General features: G+C 35.5%; 18 protein-coding genes. 8 read left to right on the top strand and 10 right to left on the bottom strand.

Annotated elements, in window-relative coordinates; genetic code table 11:
- Positions 1 to 41: 41 nt before the first annotated feature.
- The 4 genes from A9G12_RS07840 to zipA all read right to left on the bottom strand — a co-directional run bounded on the left by A9G12_RS07840 (position 42) and on the right by zipA (position 3994).
- Positions 42 to 230, bottom strand: a complete 189-nt coding sequence (locus A9G12_RS07840) for a 2-hydroxymuconate tautomerase (RefSeq protein WP_065565289.1) — start codon at positions 228 to 230, stop codon at positions 42 to 44.
- Positions 231 to 239: 9 nt separating this feature from the next.
- Positions 240 to 758, bottom strand: a complete 519-nt coding sequence (luxS, locus tag A9G12_RS07835) for an S-ribosylhomocysteine lyase (protein ID WP_065565288.1) — start codon at positions 756 to 758, stop codon at positions 240 to 242.
- 74 nt (positions 759 to 832) lie between these two features.
- Positions 833 to 2863, bottom strand: coding sequence for an NAD-dependent DNA ligase LigA (ligA, locus tag A9G12_RS07830; protein WP_065565603.1), 2031 nt, complete (start codon positions 2861 to 2863; stop codon positions 833 to 835).
- A 231-nt stretch (positions 2864 to 3094) separates the two neighbouring features.
- Positions 3095 to 3994 (bottom strand): cell division protein ZipA, encoded by a 900-nt coding sequence (gene zipA / locus A9G12_RS07825; RefSeq protein ID WP_065565602.1) that lies wholly within the window; start codon positions 3992 to 3994, stop codon positions 3095 to 3097.
- A gap of 427 nt (positions 3995 to 4421) precedes the next feature.
- On the opposite strand from zipA, the gene A9G12_RS07820 reads away from it, so the two are divergent.
- Both A9G12_RS07820 and A9G12_RS07815 read left to right on the top strand, forming a co-directional pair.
- Positions 4422 to 5618: an efflux RND transporter periplasmic adaptor subunit gene (locus tag A9G12_RS07820; RefSeq protein ID WP_065565287.1), complete on the top strand. Its 1197-nt coding sequence runs from the start codon at positions 4422 to 4424 to the stop codon at positions 5616 to 5618.
- Positions 5619 to 5637: 19 nt separating this feature from the next.
- Positions 5638 to 8856, top strand: coding sequence for an efflux RND transporter permease subunit (locus A9G12_RS07815; protein WP_065565286.1), 3219 nt, complete (start codon positions 5638 to 5640; stop codon positions 8854 to 8856).
- 186 nt (positions 8857 to 9042) lie between these two features.
- Here the strand turns inward: A9G12_RS07815 and ruvC are convergent, their stop codons facing one another.
- Positions 9043 to 9531, bottom strand: a complete 489-nt coding sequence (gene ruvC, locus A9G12_RS07810) for a crossover junction endodeoxyribonuclease RuvC (protein ID WP_065565285.1) — start codon at positions 9529 to 9531, stop codon at positions 9043 to 9045.
- Positions 9531 to 10274 (bottom strand): YebC/PmpR family DNA-binding transcriptional regulator, encoded by a 744-nt coding sequence (locus tag A9G12_RS07805; RefSeq protein WP_065565284.1) that lies wholly within the window; start codon positions 10272 to 10274, stop codon positions 9531 to 9533. The genes ruvC and A9G12_RS07805 overlap by 1 nt, the downstream gene beginning before the upstream one ends.
- A gap of 375 nt (positions 10275 to 10649) precedes the next feature.
- On the opposite strand from A9G12_RS07805, the gene rbsD reads away from it, so the two are divergent.
- The 6 genes from rbsD to rbsR are packed head-to-tail and all read left to right on the top strand — an operon-like array spanning position 10650 to position 16459.
- Positions 10650 to 11069 (top strand): D-ribose pyranase, encoded by a 420-nt coding sequence (gene rbsD / locus A9G12_RS07800; RefSeq protein ID WP_065565283.1) that lies wholly within the window; start codon positions 10650 to 10652, stop codon positions 11067 to 11069.
- A gap of 33 nt (positions 11070 to 11102) precedes the next feature.
- On the top strand, positions 11103 to 12605 hold the full coding sequence (gene rbsA / locus A9G12_RS07795) for a ribose ABC transporter ATP-binding protein RbsA (RefSeq protein WP_065565282.1): 1503 nt from the start codon (positions 11103 to 11105) through the stop codon (positions 12603 to 12605).
- On the top strand, positions 12605 to 13555 hold the full coding sequence (rbsC, locus tag A9G12_RS07790; protein ID WP_065565281.1) for a ribose ABC transporter permease: 951 nt from the start codon (positions 12605 to 12607) through the stop codon (positions 13553 to 13555). The genes rbsA and rbsC overlap by 1 nt, the downstream gene beginning before the upstream one ends.
- A gap of 32 nt (positions 13556 to 13587) precedes the next feature.
- Positions 13588 to 14475, top strand: a complete 888-nt coding sequence (gene rbsB, locus A9G12_RS07785) for a ribose ABC transporter substrate-binding protein RbsB (RefSeq protein ID WP_065565280.1) — start codon at positions 13588 to 13590, stop codon at positions 14473 to 14475.
- Between the two features lie 50 nt (positions 14476 to 14525).
- Positions 14526 to 15461 carry a ribokinase gene (gene rbsK, locus A9G12_RS07780; RefSeq protein ID WP_065565279.1) on the top strand — a complete coding sequence of 312 codons (936 nt, stop codon included), beginning with the start codon at positions 14526 to 14528 and terminating at the stop codon, positions 15459 to 15461.
- 5 nt (positions 15462 to 15466) lie between these two features.
- Positions 15467 to 16459 carry a ribose operon transcriptional repressor RbsR gene (gene rbsR, locus A9G12_RS07775; protein ID WP_141674124.1) on the top strand — a complete coding sequence of 331 codons (993 nt, stop codon included), beginning with the start codon at positions 15467 to 15469 and terminating at the stop codon, positions 16457 to 16459.
- A gap of 174 nt (positions 16460 to 16633) precedes the next feature.
- Here the strand turns inward: rbsR and fis are convergent, their stop codons facing one another.
- Genes fis through panF form a run of 4 tightly spaced genes read right to left on the bottom strand, consistent with a single transcriptional unit; the run spans position 16634 to position 20286 of the window.
- Complete coding sequence (fis, locus tag A9G12_RS07770; RefSeq protein ID WP_034883623.1) at positions 16634 to 16930, bottom strand: DNA-binding transcriptional regulator Fis; 297 nt, start codon at positions 16928 to 16930, stop codon at positions 16634 to 16636.
- Positions 16931 to 16937: 7 nt separating this feature from the next.
- The gene (dusB, locus tag A9G12_RS07765) at positions 16938 to 17945 is read right to left on the bottom strand and encodes a tRNA dihydrouridine synthase DusB (RefSeq protein ID WP_065565277.1); all 1008 of its coding nucleotides are present in this window, start codon (positions 17943 to 17945) and stop codon (positions 16938 to 16940) included.
- Positions 17946 to 17981: 36 nt separating this feature from the next.
- Positions 17982 to 18848 carry a 50S ribosomal protein L11 methyltransferase gene (gene prmA / locus A9G12_RS07760; protein WP_065565276.1) on the bottom strand — a complete coding sequence of 289 codons (867 nt, stop codon included), beginning with the start codon at positions 18846 to 18848 and terminating at the stop codon, positions 17982 to 17984.
- The gene (panF, locus tag A9G12_RS07755) at positions 18823 to 20286 is read right to left on the bottom strand and encodes a sodium/pantothenate symporter (RefSeq protein ID WP_065565275.1); all 1464 of its coding nucleotides are present in this window, start codon (positions 20284 to 20286) and stop codon (positions 18823 to 18825) included. The genes prmA and panF overlap by 26 nt, the downstream gene beginning before the upstream one ends.
- Positions 20287 to 20292: the final 6 nt, after the last annotated feature.

Raw genomic sequence — 20292 nt, 5'->3', positions numbered from 1 at the left:
TTAGGAATATCAATAAAAATTTTTGACTCAAATAGTTATTATTAATTTTTATCGCAACGCAATATGCCACCGTTAGCAATTTGGTCTGTGGATATTTCGTGCATGATTATTTGTACTGCTTCACGTTTACAATTGAGGGTTTCTACAATGGCATCGGTTACTCGCTTTGCCATCTCTCTTTTCTGTTCAACACTGCGTCCTTCTATAAAATCAATTACTACATTTGGCATATCACTTCCTTATCGATGATTAATTTTGGTTAATTGCTCAGCTGTTAATGCAATCTCCTGATTGTGGCAAACACTTACCCCAGAGTTAATTACTTGTTCAGCTATGGATTTTGCTTCATCTAGTGAGTGCATTTTATAACTACCACATTGATATTTATTTAATTCAGGGATATCTTGTTGCGATTTTACATTTAATACATCATGCATTGATTTTAACCAAGCATCACCTACTGTTGATTCGTTCGGTTTACCAATAAGGCTCATATAAAATCCGGTTCGACAACCCATCGGCGAAATATCTATAATTTCAACTTTATCACTATTTAAGTGGTCACGCATGAAACCAGCAAATAAATGTTCTAAGGTATGGATTCCTTTTTCTGGTAACAGAGCCTGATTCGGAATGGTAAAACGTAGATCAAATACCGTAATATCATCCCCTTTAGGAGTTTTCATGGTTTTAGCAATACGTACAAATGGTGCTTTCATTTTGGTATGATCAACTTTAAAACTATCTAATAATGGCATAACTCTCTCCTTAGTTTTCTCATTGCGAGTTATTTGGTATTTAGTAATCTAACTAGTTATTAGGTATTGTATATTCATTCATCTAATAAACGTAACATTTCTTGTTCATCAATTATTTTAATGTTGAGTTCTTGGGCTTTATCTAATTTAGATCCAGCAGATTCACCTGCAATGACAATATCAGTGTTTTTCGAAACACTTCCTGTTACTTTTGCACCTAATTGCTTCAATCTCTTTTTGGCATCATCCCGAGTTAGTGTTGATAATGTACCCGTTAATACTACAGTTTTACCAGAAAAAGGTGAAGCTGTCGTAACTATCTGTGCTTGGATATCGATATCTTGCCAATGAATACCTATTTCATCACTGGTTAACTGTTCAATGACATTGCGATTATGAGGTTCTTGGAAAAAGTCTATTATACTTTCAGCAATAACTACTCCAATATCATTTACCTTTTGTAACTGTTCTAAAGTAGCATTTTCAATCGCGGTTAAATTGCCAAGCTGGTTAGCTAAATTTTCGGCAGTTACTTCGCCAACGTTAGGGATCCCAAGTGCAAAAATGAAGCGACTGAGTGTAGTATTTTTAGAATCATTCAAGGCATTTAATAAATTGTTAGCTGATTTTTCGCCAATTTTATCTAAAGAACATAATGTTGATAAGTTGAGTTTATAAAGATCTGCTGGTGTTTCAACATAATTTTTATCGACTAACTGTTCAATAATTTTATCGCCCATACCGTCCACATTTATAGCTCGGCGAGAAACGAAGTGTTTTAAAGATTCTTTGCGTTGAGCTGGACATATTAAACCACCAGCACAACGGGACACAGCTTGGCCTTCATCACGCACAATTAAAGAACCACAAATAGGGCAATGGGTTGGGAAAATGATTGTTTTAGTCTCAGTTGGTCGGCGATCTAATAGTACAGCAACAACTTTAGGAATAACATCACCAGCTCGGCGTACTGTGACATAATCGCCTTCTCGGATACCTAAGCGAACTATTTCATCACTGTTATGTAAAGTCGCATTACTAACAATTACACCAGCTACTGATACCGGTTCAAGTCTAGCTACTGGTGTAATTGCACCAGTCCGACCTACTTGGAAGTCTACTTTTCTTAATTGAGTCACTTGTTCTTGAGCTGGAAATTTAAAAGCAATAGCCCAGCGAGGTGCGCGCGCAACAAAGCCTAATTCTTGTTGTAGGTTAATTTGGTTAACTTTTATTACTACACCATCAATATCAAAATCCAATGTCATTCGTTTGGCATTAATTTGTTCAAAATAATTTAATGCATCTTGGACACCATGACGTATTTGTACTTCATTACTAACGGGTAATCCCCAATCTTTAAACTGCATTAAACGAGCATAATGGGTATCTGGTAGTGTGGCACCTTCAACTATACCAACACCATAACAAAAGAAAGTTAATGGTCTTTTGGCGGTAATTTTAGGATCTAGTTGGCGTAGAGAACCGGCAGCGGCATTTCTTGGATTTGCAAATATTTTTTCATTTCTCTTTTCTGCATCAGCATTTAATTTTTCAAATCCTTTGTGAGTCATAAAAACTTCACCACGTACCTCTAACCGAGTGGGAATATGATCACCGCGAAGTACTAATGGAATGGTTTTGATGGTTTTAACATTAGCTGTAATATCTTCTCCAGTGGTGCCATCGCCACGGGTTGCGGCTCGAATAAAATAGCCATTTTCATAAAGTAAACTTACAGCTAATCCATCGAGTTTAAGTTCACAACAATATTCAATTTGTTCGTTATTTTTTTGCAGTAACCGATCTCTAACTCGTTTATCAAAAGCTAAAAAACTTGGAGCATCAAATACGTTATCTAACGATAACATAGGCATTTCATGTTTAACCGTTGCAAATTGTGATAATGGACTGCCACCAACACGTTGAGTTGGTGAGTCGGAGGTAATAAGCTGCGGATGTTGTTGTTCTATATTTTGTAATTGTTTGATTAATTTATCGTATTCAGCGTCAGGGATTTCTGGGGCATCTTGGACATAATAACAATACTCATGATGCCTAATAAGATCACGTAAAGATGCCAATTCTTGAGTAATTTCATCTATCGATTTAGATTGTGTAGTTGGATTTTCTGTTATATTAGATAGTGACATAATCAAAACTCTTAAATTATTTTATGTAGTTGTAACAATTTTAGCATTGTGTGAACTAAACTAGCACTTGTAAAATTGTATTGAACTAATTTGGAATCGAACTAGCTTGTTGTTTGAACTTTACTTACAACCACTAACTAAAGTTGGTGGTTGTACATAGAATTGTTATTAATTTTGAATTGATTAAACTTCATTACATGCTTTTTTGATACGATTTTTATAACTATCAATTTTTTGTGGTGTTAGCATGTGATGTTCATCATCTAATACTACACCATTTACATCATCAGCAATTCGTTGTGCAGTTTGTAACATTAATTTGAAGTTTTGTTGATTATTACCTTCAGTTGGTGCAACCATAAAAATAGAAACCCCCGGTGTGGTAAACTCATGCATAGTTTCAGGATCTAAATAGCCTGGATTTACCATATTAGCTAAGCTAAATAATATAGAACCATTACCTGCTGGGTCAACATGACGATGGAATATGCGCATATCACCAAATTGAAATCCTGATTGCATAATGCTGGCTAATAATACATCACCTTGTAACAATTTGCCATTTATTCCAGTTACGTTCAAAACAATGATTTCAGTTTGTGTTTCGTCTTTGGCATCTATATTTAGTTTTTCTGTTTTATTTGGTTTCGGCGTAGCTTCGGATTGGTGTTTTTGGTCTTGATTATCTAAAGTGTGACTATCAGTTTGATTATGAACAGATATAGTTGGTTCTTTAACGTCTTCTAATTCATCTTCTAAGCGATCATCATAAGCAAATAGATCTTCTTGTTGAGGTTGAATAATTGGTTCAACTTCTTCAACTATTACTTCTTCTTCGACTATACTTTCGGTATTAGTATTATCTTTTTTATTTTTTGGTGTAAGCAAAATTACATCATCTTCGCCTAAATCATCTAGGTAAGTATTCTCATACGATTGAGTATTAACCGAGCTTTTTCCTTTTCTGGCTGAATTAAAAAGAGAAGAACGTTCTTTTTTATTGATCCAAAATCCATGAATCAATAATGCAATTATGACCAAGGACGCAACAACAATCAGAACAATACGTAAATTATCCATAATAACCATCTCAAAATTAAATTGAATATAGACTTATAACATTCAAATAGCAGTTAAACTAAATTATTAATTTGATAACACTATATAATTTTTTTATTTAGTTAACAAATTGAATTAAAAAATAATTGCTACAATTGCATTTGAATTCTGTTTAGTATATCACTTTGTTTAAAATACTTTTTAGTACTATATTTTTAGTACCATAAATGATTAAAACATATATTACTTTATTTCGGCAAATAATCATAATTATCCAGATATTTTTTTTATTTGAACTTTTCAAATAGTTAATTTTTAGAACTCTGTGCTATTAACCTGTAAAGTTACTTACAATCTATGCGTATTTTTTGTAAAATCACCCGTTACTTTTAAATAAAATTAATTATTCCTTTAAAATAATAATTATTAAGTTTACTGAGGTCGTTTTTATATGAGATTTAACAAACTATTACCAATAGTACCAGTGGCGCTAAGCAGCCTACTTTTATTAACAAGTTGTGATAATAACAATTCACAAGGCGCTGGTGGTCAAATACCCAAGGTAACTGTATTTAAAGTGCAGCCTTTAGACTACACCTTAAAAATAAGCTTGCCTGGACGAGTTGTTGCTTCTCAAATTGCTGAAATTAGACCACAAGTTGGTGGCATTATTTTAAAACGTGAATTTGACGAAAGTTCCAATGTTAAAACCGGGCAATCATTGTACCAAATTGATCCGGCCATTTATCAAGCTAATTATGATAGTGCAGTAGCTAGTGTAGCAAGTGCTAAAGCCAATGCTAATATAGCTCAATTAACCTTAAAACGTTATGCTGGTTTATTAACTACTAAATCAATTAGCCAACAAGATTATGATAAAGCTGCTGCCGACGCCAAGCAAGCCGATGCTAGCGTGTTAGTGGCACAAGCAGCAGAACATACAGCCAAAGTAAACTTAGATTATACTAAAGTGTATTCTCCAATTGACGGTTATATTGGTAAATCAAGTGTCACTGAAGGTGCTTTAGTGTCTGCAGGGCAACCAACCCCTTTAGCCTTAGTTCAACAATTAGATCCTATTTATGTTGATATGACTGAAGCTGCAACTCGTTATAACAAATATCTTCAAGATGAAAATGTAATTTTTGAGCCAATTAAAGGTGATAATGTAGAATTATTTTTTAATGACGGTTCTAAATACGCTTACCCTGGAAATATTAAATTCTCTGATATCTCCGTCAATGAAACCACTGGCACGGTAACATTACGTTCGCAATTTCCAAACACCGAAGGCAAAATTTTACCAGGTATGTTTGTCAAACCACAAATGACACTTGGTCATATCAAAAATGCCATACTGGTACCTCAACAAGGTATAACCAGTAATGTTAAAGGCCAATATACTGCTAAAATTTTAAAACCGGATAATACTATTGAATATCGTCAAGATATCCAAGTTTACACTGGAGTGAGTGGGTATTGGGTGGTGACTAAAGGCATAGATATTGGTGATCAAGTCATCGTAACAGGATTACTCAATTTGACTCCAGTAGAAATGGGACAAGAAATGAAAGGTGAATTGGTTGGCGAACCAGCTACTTTATCACAAGAACAGTTAGATAATATCACTAAAAACAGTATGAAATAAAACAGGGGTAGATTTAATTATGGCTAAGTTTTTTATTGATAGACCTGTTTTTGCATGGGTGATTGCTATCATGATGATGCTAGGCGGAGCTTTGTGTATCAAGCTTTTGGCCATTGAGCAATATCCTGATATTGCACCACCAGCTGTAACCGTTACTGCAACTTATCCAGGTGCTGATGCGCAAACTATTGAAAATACTGTTACCCAGTTAATCGAACAAAACTTAACTGGTCTAGATAATTTGATTTATATGAAATCAACCAGTAGTGCGCAAGGTGTAGTGCAAACAACATTAACCTTTGCGCCTGGTACCAATCCAGACTTTGCTCAAGTACAAGTGTTGAATAAAGTTGAAAGTATTAAATCAAGGTTACCTGAAAGTGTACAAAAAAATGGTGTTTCAGTTGCAAAAAATAACACTAACTTCCTGAAAGTTATTGGTTTTTATTCAACAAATCCACAAAAAACACAATCGGATATAGCTGATTTTATTTATTCAACCGTGCAAGATCCAATTCGACGAGTACAAGGGGTAGGTGATACTACATTATTTGGTTCTGAATATGCGATGCGTATTTGGCTTGACCCCAATAAATTGAATTATTTTAATCTATCTATTGAAGAAGTGACCGCGGCTATTCAAGCACAGAATGCGCAAGTAACCGCTGGTCAATTAGGTGCTCTACCATCTACAGATGGACAAGAACTTAATGCTACCATTACAGCACAATCTCGTTTGAAAACACCCGAACAATTTCAAAACATTTTAGTGCGGGTTAATACCGATGGTTCTAATGTTTTATTAAAAGATATAGCTAATGTAGAAATTGGTGCGTCTGATTATAATTTTATTTCCCGCTATAATGGTAAAGCTTCTGCTGGTTTAGCAATTTATCTGGCAACTGGTGCTAACCAGTTGGATACCTCAGATCAGGTTGATAAAAAAATTGCTGAATTATCAAAAATCTTCCCTGAAGATATTCAATACGCATATCCGTATGATACAACGCCATTTGTAAAACTTTCGATTAATAATGTGGTACATACATTAATTGAAGCAATTATTTTGGTTGTTATTGTAATGTATGTATTTTTACAAAATCTACGATCTACATTAATACCAACTATTACTGTACCAGTGGTATTGTTAGGAACGTTTGCCGTTTTATATATTTGCGGCTTTACTATTAATACTTTATCAATGTTTGCGATGGTATTGGCGATCGGTTTATTGGTCGATGATGCCATAGTTGTTATCGAAAACGTTGAACGGCTTATGCATGATGAAGGTTTAAGTCCGTATGCGGCAACAGTTAAATCAATGGAGCAAATTACATCGGCGTTAGTTGGGATTGCTGTAGTTCTTTCGGCAGTGTTTGTTCCGATGGCATTTTATGGCGGTGCTGCAGGTGGTATTTATCGTCAGTTCTCAATTACCATTGTAACTGCGATGTCTTTATCAGTAATTATGGCCATCGTTTTAACACCAGCACTGTGTGCTCAAATTTTAAAAGCACCATCTAAAAGTAAAATAAAGAAAACATCGTTTGGCGAAAAATTAGTAACAATCCCACCATTTAGTTGGTGTTCTTTTACTACTAAATGGTTTTTTAATTTGTTCAATCATGTTTATAGTAAAAGTTTACATGCTTATGAGAAAGGCGTTATAAAAGTTATTCGTTATCCATTAATAACTTTTGTTTGTTATGTTTTAATTGTCATTGGGTTAATATTTGGATTTAATCGTCTACCGACAGGTTTCTTACCGGAAGAAGATCAAGGTGTTTTAATTGTGATGGTTGAATTGCCACCCGGTTCGACATTAGAGCAAACTATGGGAGTACTAAAGAAAACAACTAACTTTTATACAGAACAAAAAGCTGATTCGGTAAAAGAAGTGTTTACTGTTGCCGGATTTAGTATGATTGGGCGTGGTCAAAACATGGGCTTGGGTTTTGTTAGATTAAAAGATTGGGATATACGGAAACGATCAGATCAAAAGGTCAAGGCTTTAGTTTCTAGTGGTAGGGAGTTTGCTTCCAATGTAACCGACGGTCGCGTTATTATTACTAATTTACCTGCGGTTCCATCTTTGGGTATGGCTAATGGTTTCTCATATATGTTGAAAGATAGTGCTGGGCTAGGGCATGAAGCATTAATGGGGGCATTTTTTAAATTATTCGGTGTCGCATCTCATCATCCAGATTTACAACAAGTACGCCCTGGTAGTATGTTAGATGTACCACAGTATAAAATTAATGTTGATTTTGAGACAGCTCAAGCGCTAGGTGTTTCGGTTGGTAGTGTTAATACCGTATTATCAACGGCTTTAGGTTCTGCTTATATTGATGACTTTGTGTATAACAGTCGGGTTAAAAAAGTATATTTACAATCTGATGCTCCTTACCGTATGTTGCCAGATGATTTTAGTTATTGGCATGTTAAAAATAATAAAGGTGAAATGGTGCCATATGATGCCTTTGCTAATACTACAAAAAGCTATGGTTCACCATCCTTAGTTCGTTATGATGGTGTTGCAGCAATGGGTATTAGTGGTTTAGCAGCTCCAGGCCTAAGTTCTGGTCAAGCTATGGCGATAATGGAAGAGTTATCACAACAGTTACCAAAAGGTTTTACCTTTGACTGGACTGATATCTCTTATCAAGAACGTCAAACTGGCTCGCAAACTACTACACTTTATATTATTTCAATCATTGTAGTATTTTTATCATTAGCGGCATTATACGAAAGCTGGACAGTGCCAATTTCAATACTATTTGTGATACCTCTTGGTATTTTGGGTACCGTGTATGCAACTATGTTTAGAGGACTTGATAATGATATTTACTTTATTGTTGGTCTATTAACTACCATGGGCTTATCAGCAAAAAATGCCATTTTAATTGTGGAATTTGCTAAAGATGCGTTAGAAAAAGAAGGGAAATCATTAATTGATGCCACACTAGAAGCATGTCGTTTGCGTTTACGTCCAATTTTAATGACGTCATTTGCCTTTATTCTAGGTGTATTACCATTAGCTTTGAATACTGGTGCTGGTTCGGCAAGCCAAAATGCTGTTGGTACTGGTGTAATTGGCGGTATGTTAACGGCTACATTTTTAGCAATCTTTTATGTACCATTATTCTTCTTATTTATAACTAAATTATTTACAAAGCATCGCAATAAACCGGTATTATTAGGTAAAAGTATGCTAAAACAAGATGTACATAAAGATTAATATTGTGAGTATTAAAGTCTAGCTTGCACTAGACAAACTACAAAACTTAAAAATGCGCTTATTTTTTAGCGCATTTTTTATGTCCAATATATTTTTGGTGGATATTGATTAAAGTAGCACCTATACTTTCAGACTAGCTCACGTTTAAAATGAATTTTGATAAAGCATATGATTATGTTAATAAATTTATTTACGAGACTGGATTAAATGTTGGCTCATATGGGCGTGGGTAATGGCAATGGCTAAAGCATCAGCGGCATCAGCCTGAGGACTAGCAGGTAATTTCAAAAGTAATTTGACCATATGTTGGACTTGCTTTTTGTCTGCGGCACCATTACCGACTACACTTTGCTTAACTAAGCGAGCCGCATATTCAAATACAGGAAGCTCGTTGTTGACAGCTGCAACAATAGCTGCCCCCCTAGCTTGCCCCAATTTTAATGCTGAATCAGCATTGCGCGCCATAAATACTTGTTCAATGGCAAACATATTCGGTTGAAATTGTAAAATAATCTCACAAACGCCAGCATAAACACGTTTTAAACGGGTGGGTAAATCATCAACGGCAGTGCGAATACATCCACTACCTAAGTAGGTTAATTGTCGTCCCGTTTGGCGAATTACGCCGTAACCCGTCAAACGAGAGCCTGGATCGATGCCAAGAATAATGGCCATTAGAGTGTAGCTGCAACCTCGTCGGAAACTTCCCCGTTATGGTAAACTTCTTGCACGTCGTCGCAATCTTCAAGCATATCGATTAAACGTAATAATTTTGGTGCTGAGTCAATATCAAGATCAACTTTAGTTGCTGGAATCATTGATACTTCAGCTGCCTCAGCAACTAATCCTGCAGCATCAAGCGCATCTTTAATTTCACCAAATGATTCTGGAGTAGTAAATACATCAATAGCACCATCATCATAGGTAACAACATCATCGGCTCCGGCTTCCAGTGCCGCATCCATTACCTGATCTTCATCAGTACCAATAGGGTAAGATATCACGCCCTTTTTAGTAAATAAATATGAAACTGAACCGTCAGTACCTAAATTACCACCAGTTTTAGTAAATGCATGACGAACTTCTGATACTGTACGATTACGATTATCACTTAAGCATTCAACCATTACTGCGGTACCCGCGGGTCCATAGCCTTCATAGATAATAGTTTCCATATTACTATCATCTTCACCACCAACACCTCGAGCAATAGCTCGGTTCATGGTGTCACGAGTCATGTTATTGGATAAAGCTTTATCCATTGCCGCACGTAAACGTGGGTTTGACGCTGGATCGCCACCACCAATTTTAGCTGCGGTTACTAATTCACGAATAATTTTAGTAAAGATCTTACCGCGTTTCGCATCTTGTGCTGCTTTGCGGTGTTTGGTATTGGCCCATTTACTATGACCTGCCATAAAATTCTCCAGTATAAAATAATTTAAAAATCGCGATATTTTAACAAACTTTTAGTGAAAATTCATTATCAATATATTTATTCATTGGTTATTAACCGTTATGTAGTTAGTCTGTGATTAAATAGTGAGGAAATCTATTACTAAATAACATATTCCTTATTTTAGCCATAGTAATCATCTATTTTGATGAGATGGTTAATAATTATTAATAATAAAACTTAAAGTTAAAAAGTTCTTATTAAATTAACCTATGTAAATTGATCGAGATCACAACTTTGACTATTAATTATTGCAACATTGATCCATTCAATGGAATATAGATCATCGAAACGTTTCGATAAGATTTTTTTCTTCTTTATTTAATAGGAATCTATTATGCGTAAAGGTCAATTATTCAATTCAAATATTTGTCAGATCCTATCCAAAATGGGACATACCGATCAGATTGCTATTGGTGATGCTGGTTTACCTATTCCTGATTCTACTTTACGAATTGATCTGGCTTTAACATATGGTATACCTTCATTTATGCAAGTATTTGAATCTTTATCGCAAGATATGCAGATCGAAAAAGTAATTTTGGCATCCGAAATTATCGATAAAAACCCTGCTATTCATGCTCAAATAGTAAAACGCCTTAAAGAAATTGAGAATATTCAAAAAAATAGCATTGATATTATTTATCTAACTCATGAGCAGTTAAAGTTGCAAACACAGCATTGCAAAGCAGTTATTCGAACAGGCGAGTGTAGTCCATTTGCCAACATCATCTTACAGTCTGGTGTTATTTTTTAATAGGTACTTTAATGAACTAGGAATGAATGCTTTATGGACGATATGTTATTGCAACTTACAGATATTCACAAATCATTTCCCGGTGTGAAGGCTCTTTCAGGTGTGAATTTAACTGTTAGAGCTGGTCGTGTTATGGCATTAATCGGCGAAAATGGTGCTGGAAAATCTACCTTAATGAAGGTGTTAACCGGTATTTATAAAAAAGATTTAGGCGAAATTATTTATTTAGGTAATAAAGTTAATTTTACTGGACCTAAAGCATCACAAAATGCTGGTATTGGTATTATTCACCAAGAATTAAATTTAATTCCACAATTGACTATCGCTGAAAATATTTTTTTAGGTCGGGAATTCGTTAATAAATTCGGTTGTATAGATTGGCAGAAAACCTATGCCGAAGCTGATAAATTACTTGCTGAATTACACCTTAGTTACGATAGTCGTCGATTAATTGCAGATTTATCCATTGGTGAACAGCAGATGGTTGAAATTGCTAAAGCACTAAGTTTCAATTCAAAAGTGATTATCATGGACGAACCAACTGATGCTCTTACTGATACTGAGACAGCATCGTTATTTGAAGTGATTAATAAACTAAAAAAGCAAAACTGTGGGGTCGTGTATATTTCACACCGTTTAAAAGAGATCTTCGAAATCTGTGATGATGTAACTGTATTGCGTGATGGGCAATTTATTGGTGAAAAAAACGTTAAAGATTTAAATGAAGATACTCTAATTGAAATGATGGTAGGGCGTAAATTAGATGAACAATACCCACGTATTGTTAAACAGCGAGGAGAGGTAACCTTAGCAGTAAATAATCTTACTGGACTGGGTGTTAATGATGTTAGTTTCCAACTTCATGAAGGTGAAATATTAGGTATTTCTGGCTTGATGGGATCCGGCAGAACTGAATTAATGAAGATGATTTATGGTGCTAACCCAGCCAAATCTGGAGAAATTATTTTAAAAGGTAAAAGCATCAAAGTCCGTTCACCTCAAGATGGTTTAAATCAAGGAATTGTTTATATTTCGGAAGATCGTAAAAAAGATGGACTAATTTTAGGTATGTCTGTTAAAGACAATATGTCACTTAATGCATTGAATTACTTCGTTAATAAATTTAGTAAATTACGTTTGCGAGAAGAGAAACAGGGGGTAGATGATTTTGTCGGATTATTTAATATTAAAACACCATCAATTAATCAAACGATTGGATTTTTATCTGGTGGTAATCAACAAAAAGTTGCTATAGCCAAAGGTTTAATGACTCGTCCGGATATCTTGATTTTAGATGAACCAACACGAGGTGTTGATGTTGGAGCTAAAAAAGAGATCTATCAACTTATTAACCAATTTAAACAACAAGGACTTAGTGTGATTTTGGTTTCCTCTGATATGCCAGAAATTCTGGGCATGAGTGATCGCATTTTAGTCATGTATGAAGGAAAAGTAACAGGGCATTTTGCAATAGCTGATGCAACACAAGAAAAACTTATGGCCGCAGCCGTTGGAAAAACACAGGAGAATGCCTAATGCTGCAAAATAAAACGCTCAAAAACCTATTAATTGAACAAAAATCATTAATTACTTTGTTGGTGTTAATTATATTTGTTTCATGTTTAAGCGATAATTTTTTCACTTTAAATAATTTTTTCAATATTCTACAACAAACCTCAATTAATGCGATCATTGCAGTCGGTATGACATTAGTTATTTTAACTTCTGGTATTGATTTATCAGTTGGTTCTACATTTGCTTTAGCGGGAGCGATTACGGCTTCTATGATTGGTTTGGATATTTCTCCATTTATTGCCATTGCTGCCTCATTAACATTAGGCGCTGTGTTAGGTGCTTTTTCTGGTGTTATTATTGCCAAAGGTAAATTACAAGCGTTTATTGCCACTTTAGTTATGATGCTGATTTTACGTGGAGTAACTTTGGTTTATACCAAAGGTAGTCCAATTTCCACCGGAAATAATGATAATTCTGAATTTTTTGAGTGGTTTGCTTTTGGTCAAGTGTTTGGAATACCCGTGCCTATTGTGATCATGGTTATAGTTTTTGCTGCAGCATGGTACCTACTAAAATATACTCGTTTAGGACGCTATATTTACGCTCTTGGTGGTAATGAAACCGCCACCCGACTTTCCGGTATTAATGTTGACCGAGTAAAAGTTATTGTTTATGCAATTAGTGGTTTACTTTGTGCTTTAGCTAGTACCATTGAGGTGGCAAGGTTGTCATCAGCTCAGCCAACGGCTGGTACTGGTTATGAAATGGATGCGATCGCAGCAGTGGTTCTTGGTGGTACCAGCATGTCTGGCGGCAGAGGCAAAATTATAGGTACCTTGATTGGAGCATTGATTTTAGGATTTTTGAATAATGGATTAAATATGTTAGGCGTGGATGCCTATTATCAAATGATTGTAAAAGGGGCCGTTATTTTACTAGCAGTATTAGTTGATAACAAAACAAGTAAGTAAGTGAACAAGGTATTTAGCCTTAGGAGTAAGTTATGATGTTAAAAAAAATTATCACCACTATTTCAGTAGTGACGTTAAGTTTTGCTTTTGTTTTCCAAGCCTCGGCGAAAGAAAATATAGCATTAGTTGTTTCAACACTTAATAATCCTTTTTTTGTCACTTTAAAAGATGGAGCGGTAAAAAAAGCTAATGAGCTTGGTTATAATTTAGTTGTATTAGACTCACAAAATAATCCAGCAAAAGAACTCGCCAATGTCGAAGATATAATTGTTAAAGGTACTAAGGTTATTTTAATTAATCCTACCGATTCAGATGCCGTCGGTAATGCTGTTCTAGCTGCAAATAAAGCTGGAATTCCGGTTATCACACTTGACCGTGCTGCTAATAAAGGAGAGGTTGTTAGTCATATAGCTTCAGATAATGTAGCTGGGGGGAAAATGGCCGGTGACTTTATTTTTAATAAACTAGGTGCAAGTGCCAAAGTAATACAGTTACAAGGTATTGTTGGTACTTCGGCTTCACGCGAACGTGGTGATGGCTTTACTAAATCAATGCAAGCTAATAAATTTACTATTTTGACTGCGCAACCAGCCGATTTTGACCGAGCAAAAGGCATGAATGTTATGCAAAACCTATTAACTGCCTATCCGGCAGCTCAAGCAGTATTTGCAGAAAATGATGAGATGGCATTAGGAGCAATGCGAGCCATTCAAACAGCAGGCCGTACTGATATTTTTGTAGTTGGTTTTGATGGTACTGAAGACGGTATTAAATCAGTTGAACGTGGTAAAATGGCAGCAACTGTGGCACAACAACCAGAACAAATTGGTGCTATAGGTGTGGAAATTGCTGATAAAGTGATTAAAAAAGAAAAAGTCGATAGTAAAGTACCAGTCGATTTGAAACTAATTACTAAGTAAAGTGTTTTTTAGGACGCTAATTGCGTCCTTTATTATTGGAGTATTATTGCATGAATCGTAAAAAATTAATTGTGCTTGGTAGTGTTAATGTTGATCATATATTAAATGTACCTGAATTTCCAAAACCAGGCCAGACATTGACTGGTTCAAATTATCAGATTTCTTATGGTGGTAAAGGCGCTAATCAAGCTGTTGCTGCCGGACGTTTGGATGCAAATATTCAATTTATTGCTGCGGTGGGTGCAGATGAATTAGGTAAGAAATTTCACCAACAATTGAAAAACGATCAGATTGATACTAGTTCAGTAGCCATAGTTCCAGAAGTAAATACTGGGGTAGCTTTAATTTTAGTTAATCATCAAGGTGAGAATCAAATAGCTATTTGTGCCGGAGCCAATGCAACCGTTACTCCTAACTATTTACAGCAATTTAAAGAAGATGTGCAGCATGCAGATGCTATTTTAATGCAGTTAGAAACACCTATGGCAACTGTAGAAGAAGCAGCTAGATTAGCCAAACAACATAACACACTAGTGATTTTAAATCCTGCACCAGCTCAAAAATTATCAGATGATTTACTCAAACATGTTGATATTATTACTCCTAATGAGACTGAAGCTGAATATTTAACCGGGATCAAAATTATCACTGATGCTGATGCTGAAAGTGCAGCATTAATTTTACATAATAAAGGGATCCAAACGGTTATCATTACCTTGGGTAGCAAAGGGGCATGGGTAAGCTATGCTGGTAAAGGTAAACTTGTTGCTGGGTTCACAGTTAAAGCAATTGACACCATTGGTGCAGGAGATACCTTTAACGGAATGTTAGTAACGGCCTTGTTAGAAGGTAAATCGCTCGATTTAGCGGTTAAATATGCTCATGCAGCAGGTGCTCTTTCTGTAACTAAATCTGGAGCGCAAACTTCAATACCAACTCGCAAGCAAGTGGATGAGTTTATGCAATTGCATAATAAAAGAGAGTAACTATTTTGGTTACGATGAAAGATGTCGCTAAATTAGCACAAGTATCAACATCTACAGTTTCTCATGTTATCAATGATGATCGTTATGTAAGCCCTATAATCCGCGAAAAGGTTGAATTGGCGATCAAGCAGCTTAATTATGCGCCATCAGCCATAGCGCGAAGTTTAAAAAGTAATAAAACTAAAACTATTGGTATGCTCGTTACCACTAGCAATAATCCTTTTTTTGCTGAAGTTGTGCAAGGTGTTGAACGTGGTTGCTATGAACTTGGTTATAATCTAATTCTGTGTAATACCGAAGGTGATCATAAGCGCATGCTAAATAATATCGAGCATTTGCTACAAAAACGAGTAGATGGTTTATTAGCTATGTGTACTGAAACCTATTCTATTCCTCAAGAAATATTTGCTCGCTATCCAACTTTACCCATTGTGATTATGGATTGGACTCCTTTTAATGGTATCTGTGACACTATTCAAGATAATTCTTTACTAGGAGCAACCCTTGCTACCCAATATTTAATTGAGCAACATTATACTTGTATCGCCTGTATTACAGGTCCTTTAAACAATACACAGGCACAATGGCGTTTACAAGGTTATCGCCAGGCGATGCAACAAGCTAACCTCAAAATTCATAAAGGTTATGAAGCCCAAGGCGACTTTCAATTTGCCTCGGGTATTGATGCTATGAAAAACTTATTACAATTAGCAAAACCTCCACAAGCTGTTTTTTGTTGTAATGATGCCATGGCAATTGGGGCCTATCAGGCACTTTATCAAAAGGGGATGGTTGTTGGTAAAGATATTGCAATTATTGGCTATGATAATATTGAATTGGCGCAGTATATGACTCCACCATTAACCACTATTCATCAACCAAAAGAAGAATTAGGGCAACTGGCCATACAAACTTTATTAAATCGTCTCCATAATCCTAAACAAACCACTAAGACTTTAACTTTAACTCCCATGTTAGTTAAACGCTTATCTGCTTAGTTATAGATTGGCAGTTAAATTGATGGTTAGCAATTAAGCTAATCGCAGGCTGGTTAGTGTTTAAATAAATAGATAAACTTAACGTTAATTTAGCTAGTGGATTAGAACTCGATGAAATTTTAAAAATAAAAAGCACCACAAAAAACAGGTGCTTTTTTGTAAAAAAATAATCGATTAACTCATTCCGTATTGTTTTAATTTTTTGCGTAAAGTACCACGATTAATACCTAGCATATTTGCTGCTCGAGTTTGATTTCCACGTGTATATTGCATAACCATATCAAGGAATGGGTGTTCAACTTCAGCTAACACTAGTTCATATAAATCAGTAGGATCTTCACCATTTAATTGTGAAAGATAATTTTTTAAAGCTTGCTTTACTGAATCTCGCAAAGGTTTTTGTGTTATTTGGTCTTGAGAGTTTACAGTTGTAAATTTAAGTGCCGCAGCTGTAACGCGTTGTTCTGACATAGTATTTTTAACTCTTTTGGTTGTTTCTAATTTTACTAAAAAATGCTTTTAGTGCTTTAACTTGCTCACTAGTATTGTTAAGTACACTAAATAAGCTCCTAAATTGATCGCTATCAGCATAATTCTTGGTATACCAATTTACATGCTTTCTGGCAATCCTTAATCCTTTGTATTCTCCATAAAACTGATAAAGTTCATTAAGGTGCAATAGTACTATTTGCTCAACTTCATCGACAGTTTTATCTTTTTGTAACTTTCCATGTGTTAAATAGAATGCTATTTCTTCAAATATCCAAGGCCGTCCTTGTGCCGCTCGGCCGATCATTATAGCATCAGCTTGCGTATAATTAAAAACATCTTTTGCCTGTTCTGGCGTACAAATATCGCCATTAGCAATTATAGGAATACGAATTTTCTCTTTAACTGCTTTAATTGATTGATATTCAGCTACACCTCTAAACTGGCAAGCACGAGTACGCCCGTGGATAGTAATCGCCTTTATACCAGAATCTTGAGCAATTTGTGCGATTTCTAAGCAATTTCTATTATCTTTATCCCATCCAGTCCGCATTTTTAATGTCACCGGTACATCCACTGCACCAACAACTTTTTGTAAAATAGTTTTAATTAGTTCCGGATATTGCATTAAAGCAGAACCAGCTAATTTTTTATTAACTTTTTTAGCAGGACACCCCATGTTGATATCAATCAATTGTGCCCCATGTTTAACATTAAACTCGGCAGCTTTAGCCATTTCATCTGGATCAGATCCAACAATTTGCACTGCGCGAACACCGATATTATCAGTAGCAATCATTCTTAACGTTGATTTATCAGTATGCCAAACATCTGAATTTGCTAAAAACATTTCTGAAACCGTCATTCCAGCACCAAATCGATAACATAAATTACGAAATGGTTGATCACTAATTCCAGCCATTGGTGCAGCGATTAAATTGTTTCTTAAAGTGACCTTACCAATACTTAGCAAATTAAGGCCGGCTATATTACGCATTTTTTCTCGAAGTTAAAAGGGGGTAATGTCAAATTTTTAATTTTTTTTACCAGTAATACGACACCATTCTTGTTGTTCAACAACCGGGTCAAGCACAAAATGGGGTTGATAAGCTGAACTAACAGCAGGTGCTTGGGTTGCTAAAATGCCAGATAAACCTAATTGCCCATTGGATTTAACCAGTTTACTAATTTGTGGTTCTAGCTCTTTCAGTGGTCCGGCTAAAATATTGGCTACAACTACATCAGCTTGCAAATTATCTGGTAAGTCTTTAGCTAGATAAAGCGATAATTTTTCACTAACGTTATTACGTTCCGCATTATCGCGACTAGCTTGGATTGCTTGCGGATCAATATCAATGCCAATTACTTGTTTGGCACCCAACTTTAAAGCCGCAATTGCTAAAATGCCTGAACCACAACCATAATCAATTACCAGTTTGTTATGTAAATCTAAACTATCAAGCCAAGTTAAACATAAAGCGGTTGTTGGATGAGTACCAGTACCAAAGGCCAATCCGGGATCTAACATTACGTTGACGGCACTAGGGTCAGGTACTTCTCGCCAACTCGGACAGATCCACAAACGTTTACCAAACTGCATAGGATGAAAATTATCCATCCACTCACGTTCCCAATCTTTATCTTCTAATTGCTCAATCTTATATGAATATTGTTCTAAATTTAGAACAGCTTTTAACTGATTAATATCAGTTTGAGCATCATACAGGCCAATAACATCGGTATTGCCCCATAATTTTGTTTCACCAGGTAAAGGTTCGAAAACAGGTGTGTCATAAGTGTCTTCAAAAGTAACTGAAACAGCACCAGATTCATCCAATTGTTCACTGATATGCTCTGCCAAATCATTAGTAGTATTAATTCTGAGTTGAATCCAAGGCATAATTTTTTCCTGTTTTACCATATATATAGCCAATAGGGTTAGTTATAATAAACACCACCAATCCAATAACTAAAGATGGTACAATCGGGTGGAATGACAATATTTTAATATTATAAGCGGCCAATAAAGTATAGCTTATTGCTCCGGCAAACATTGAGCTCATGGCTCCGATAGCATTAGCTTTTGACCAATATAATCCTAAAACTAACGGCCATAAAAATACCGCTTCTAACCCGCCAAACGCCAATAAATTCAACCAAATAATCATATCTGGTGGATTCCATGCTGCTAAAATAAGTAATCCGCCAAAGATAAAAGTAATAGTAACCGAAACACGAGTTAAGGTTTTATCACTATAGTTAGTATTAGGTTTAATACTTAAGAATAGATCTTTAATAATAACTGAGGATACTTGTAACAGTTGTGCATTGATAGTTGACATAATGGCAGCCAATGGTGCAGCCAAAAAAATGCCAGCAGCTAAAGGTGGTAACACTTTAATTATCAATGTTGGCACAACTTGATCCGGAATGGTTAAATCACTAACAATAACGCGGCCTAAAGCGCCGGATAAATGCATGGTTAACATAATTATAGTTACAACAATTGTCCCGATAATAATGCCTCGATGTACGGCTTTACTATCTTTATACGCCATGCAACGTACAGCGGTATGAGGTAACCCAACTACACCAAAACAGACTAATACCCAAAACGAAGTCATAAATGGGAAATCCATAAAATTATTAGGACCTTGTGGAGTTAACAGGGCAGGATCAATTGTGGTTAAACGATCAATAATTGTGGTTATGCCACCACCAGCATAAATAATGGCACTTAATAGTAAAATCGCCCCAATAATCATTACCAGACCTTGAAAGGCATCATTTAAAATACTGGCTCTAAATCCACCAAAAGCGGTATAAATAACTGTACCTATACCAAAAATTAATAAACCAACATCGTAAGGAATACCAACCGACGCCTCTAATAACCGCGCACCACCAACAAATTGGACGGTCATGGCTCCAATAAATGCTACTATCAAAGTGATACTAGCAAACCAAACAATTATGCGGCTTTTATAATGAGCATACAGCATGTCACTTAACGTAATTGCATTATACTTACGCGCTAAAATAGCAAATTTTTTGCCTAAAATGCCGAGAGAAAGTAATACGGTAGGTACTTGAATCATGGATAGTAATACCCAACCTAAGCCATATTTATAAGCCGCTCCTGGACCACCAATAAATGAACTAGCGCTAATATAAGTTGCCGCTAGAGTCATGGCTAGTAAAAATCCACCCATGGTGCGGTTGCCTATAAAATAATCTGTAAATTGATTTACCTTTTTCCGTTTTACATAGGCATAAATTGATAATGCAAAGACAAAAATTAGGTAGATAACCAGTGGTAAAATTATATCAAAATGCATGTTAAA

It is taken from the genome of Gilliamella sp. wkB112 (genome assembly GCF_001690685.1).
Taxonomy (GTDB): Bacteria; Pseudomonadota; Gammaproteobacteria; order Enterobacterales; family Orbaceae; genus Gilliamella; species Gilliamella apicola_J.
The sequence above is the reverse complement of the archived record's forward strand: the minus strand, read 5'-3'. Positions and strand labels throughout refer to the sequence as shown.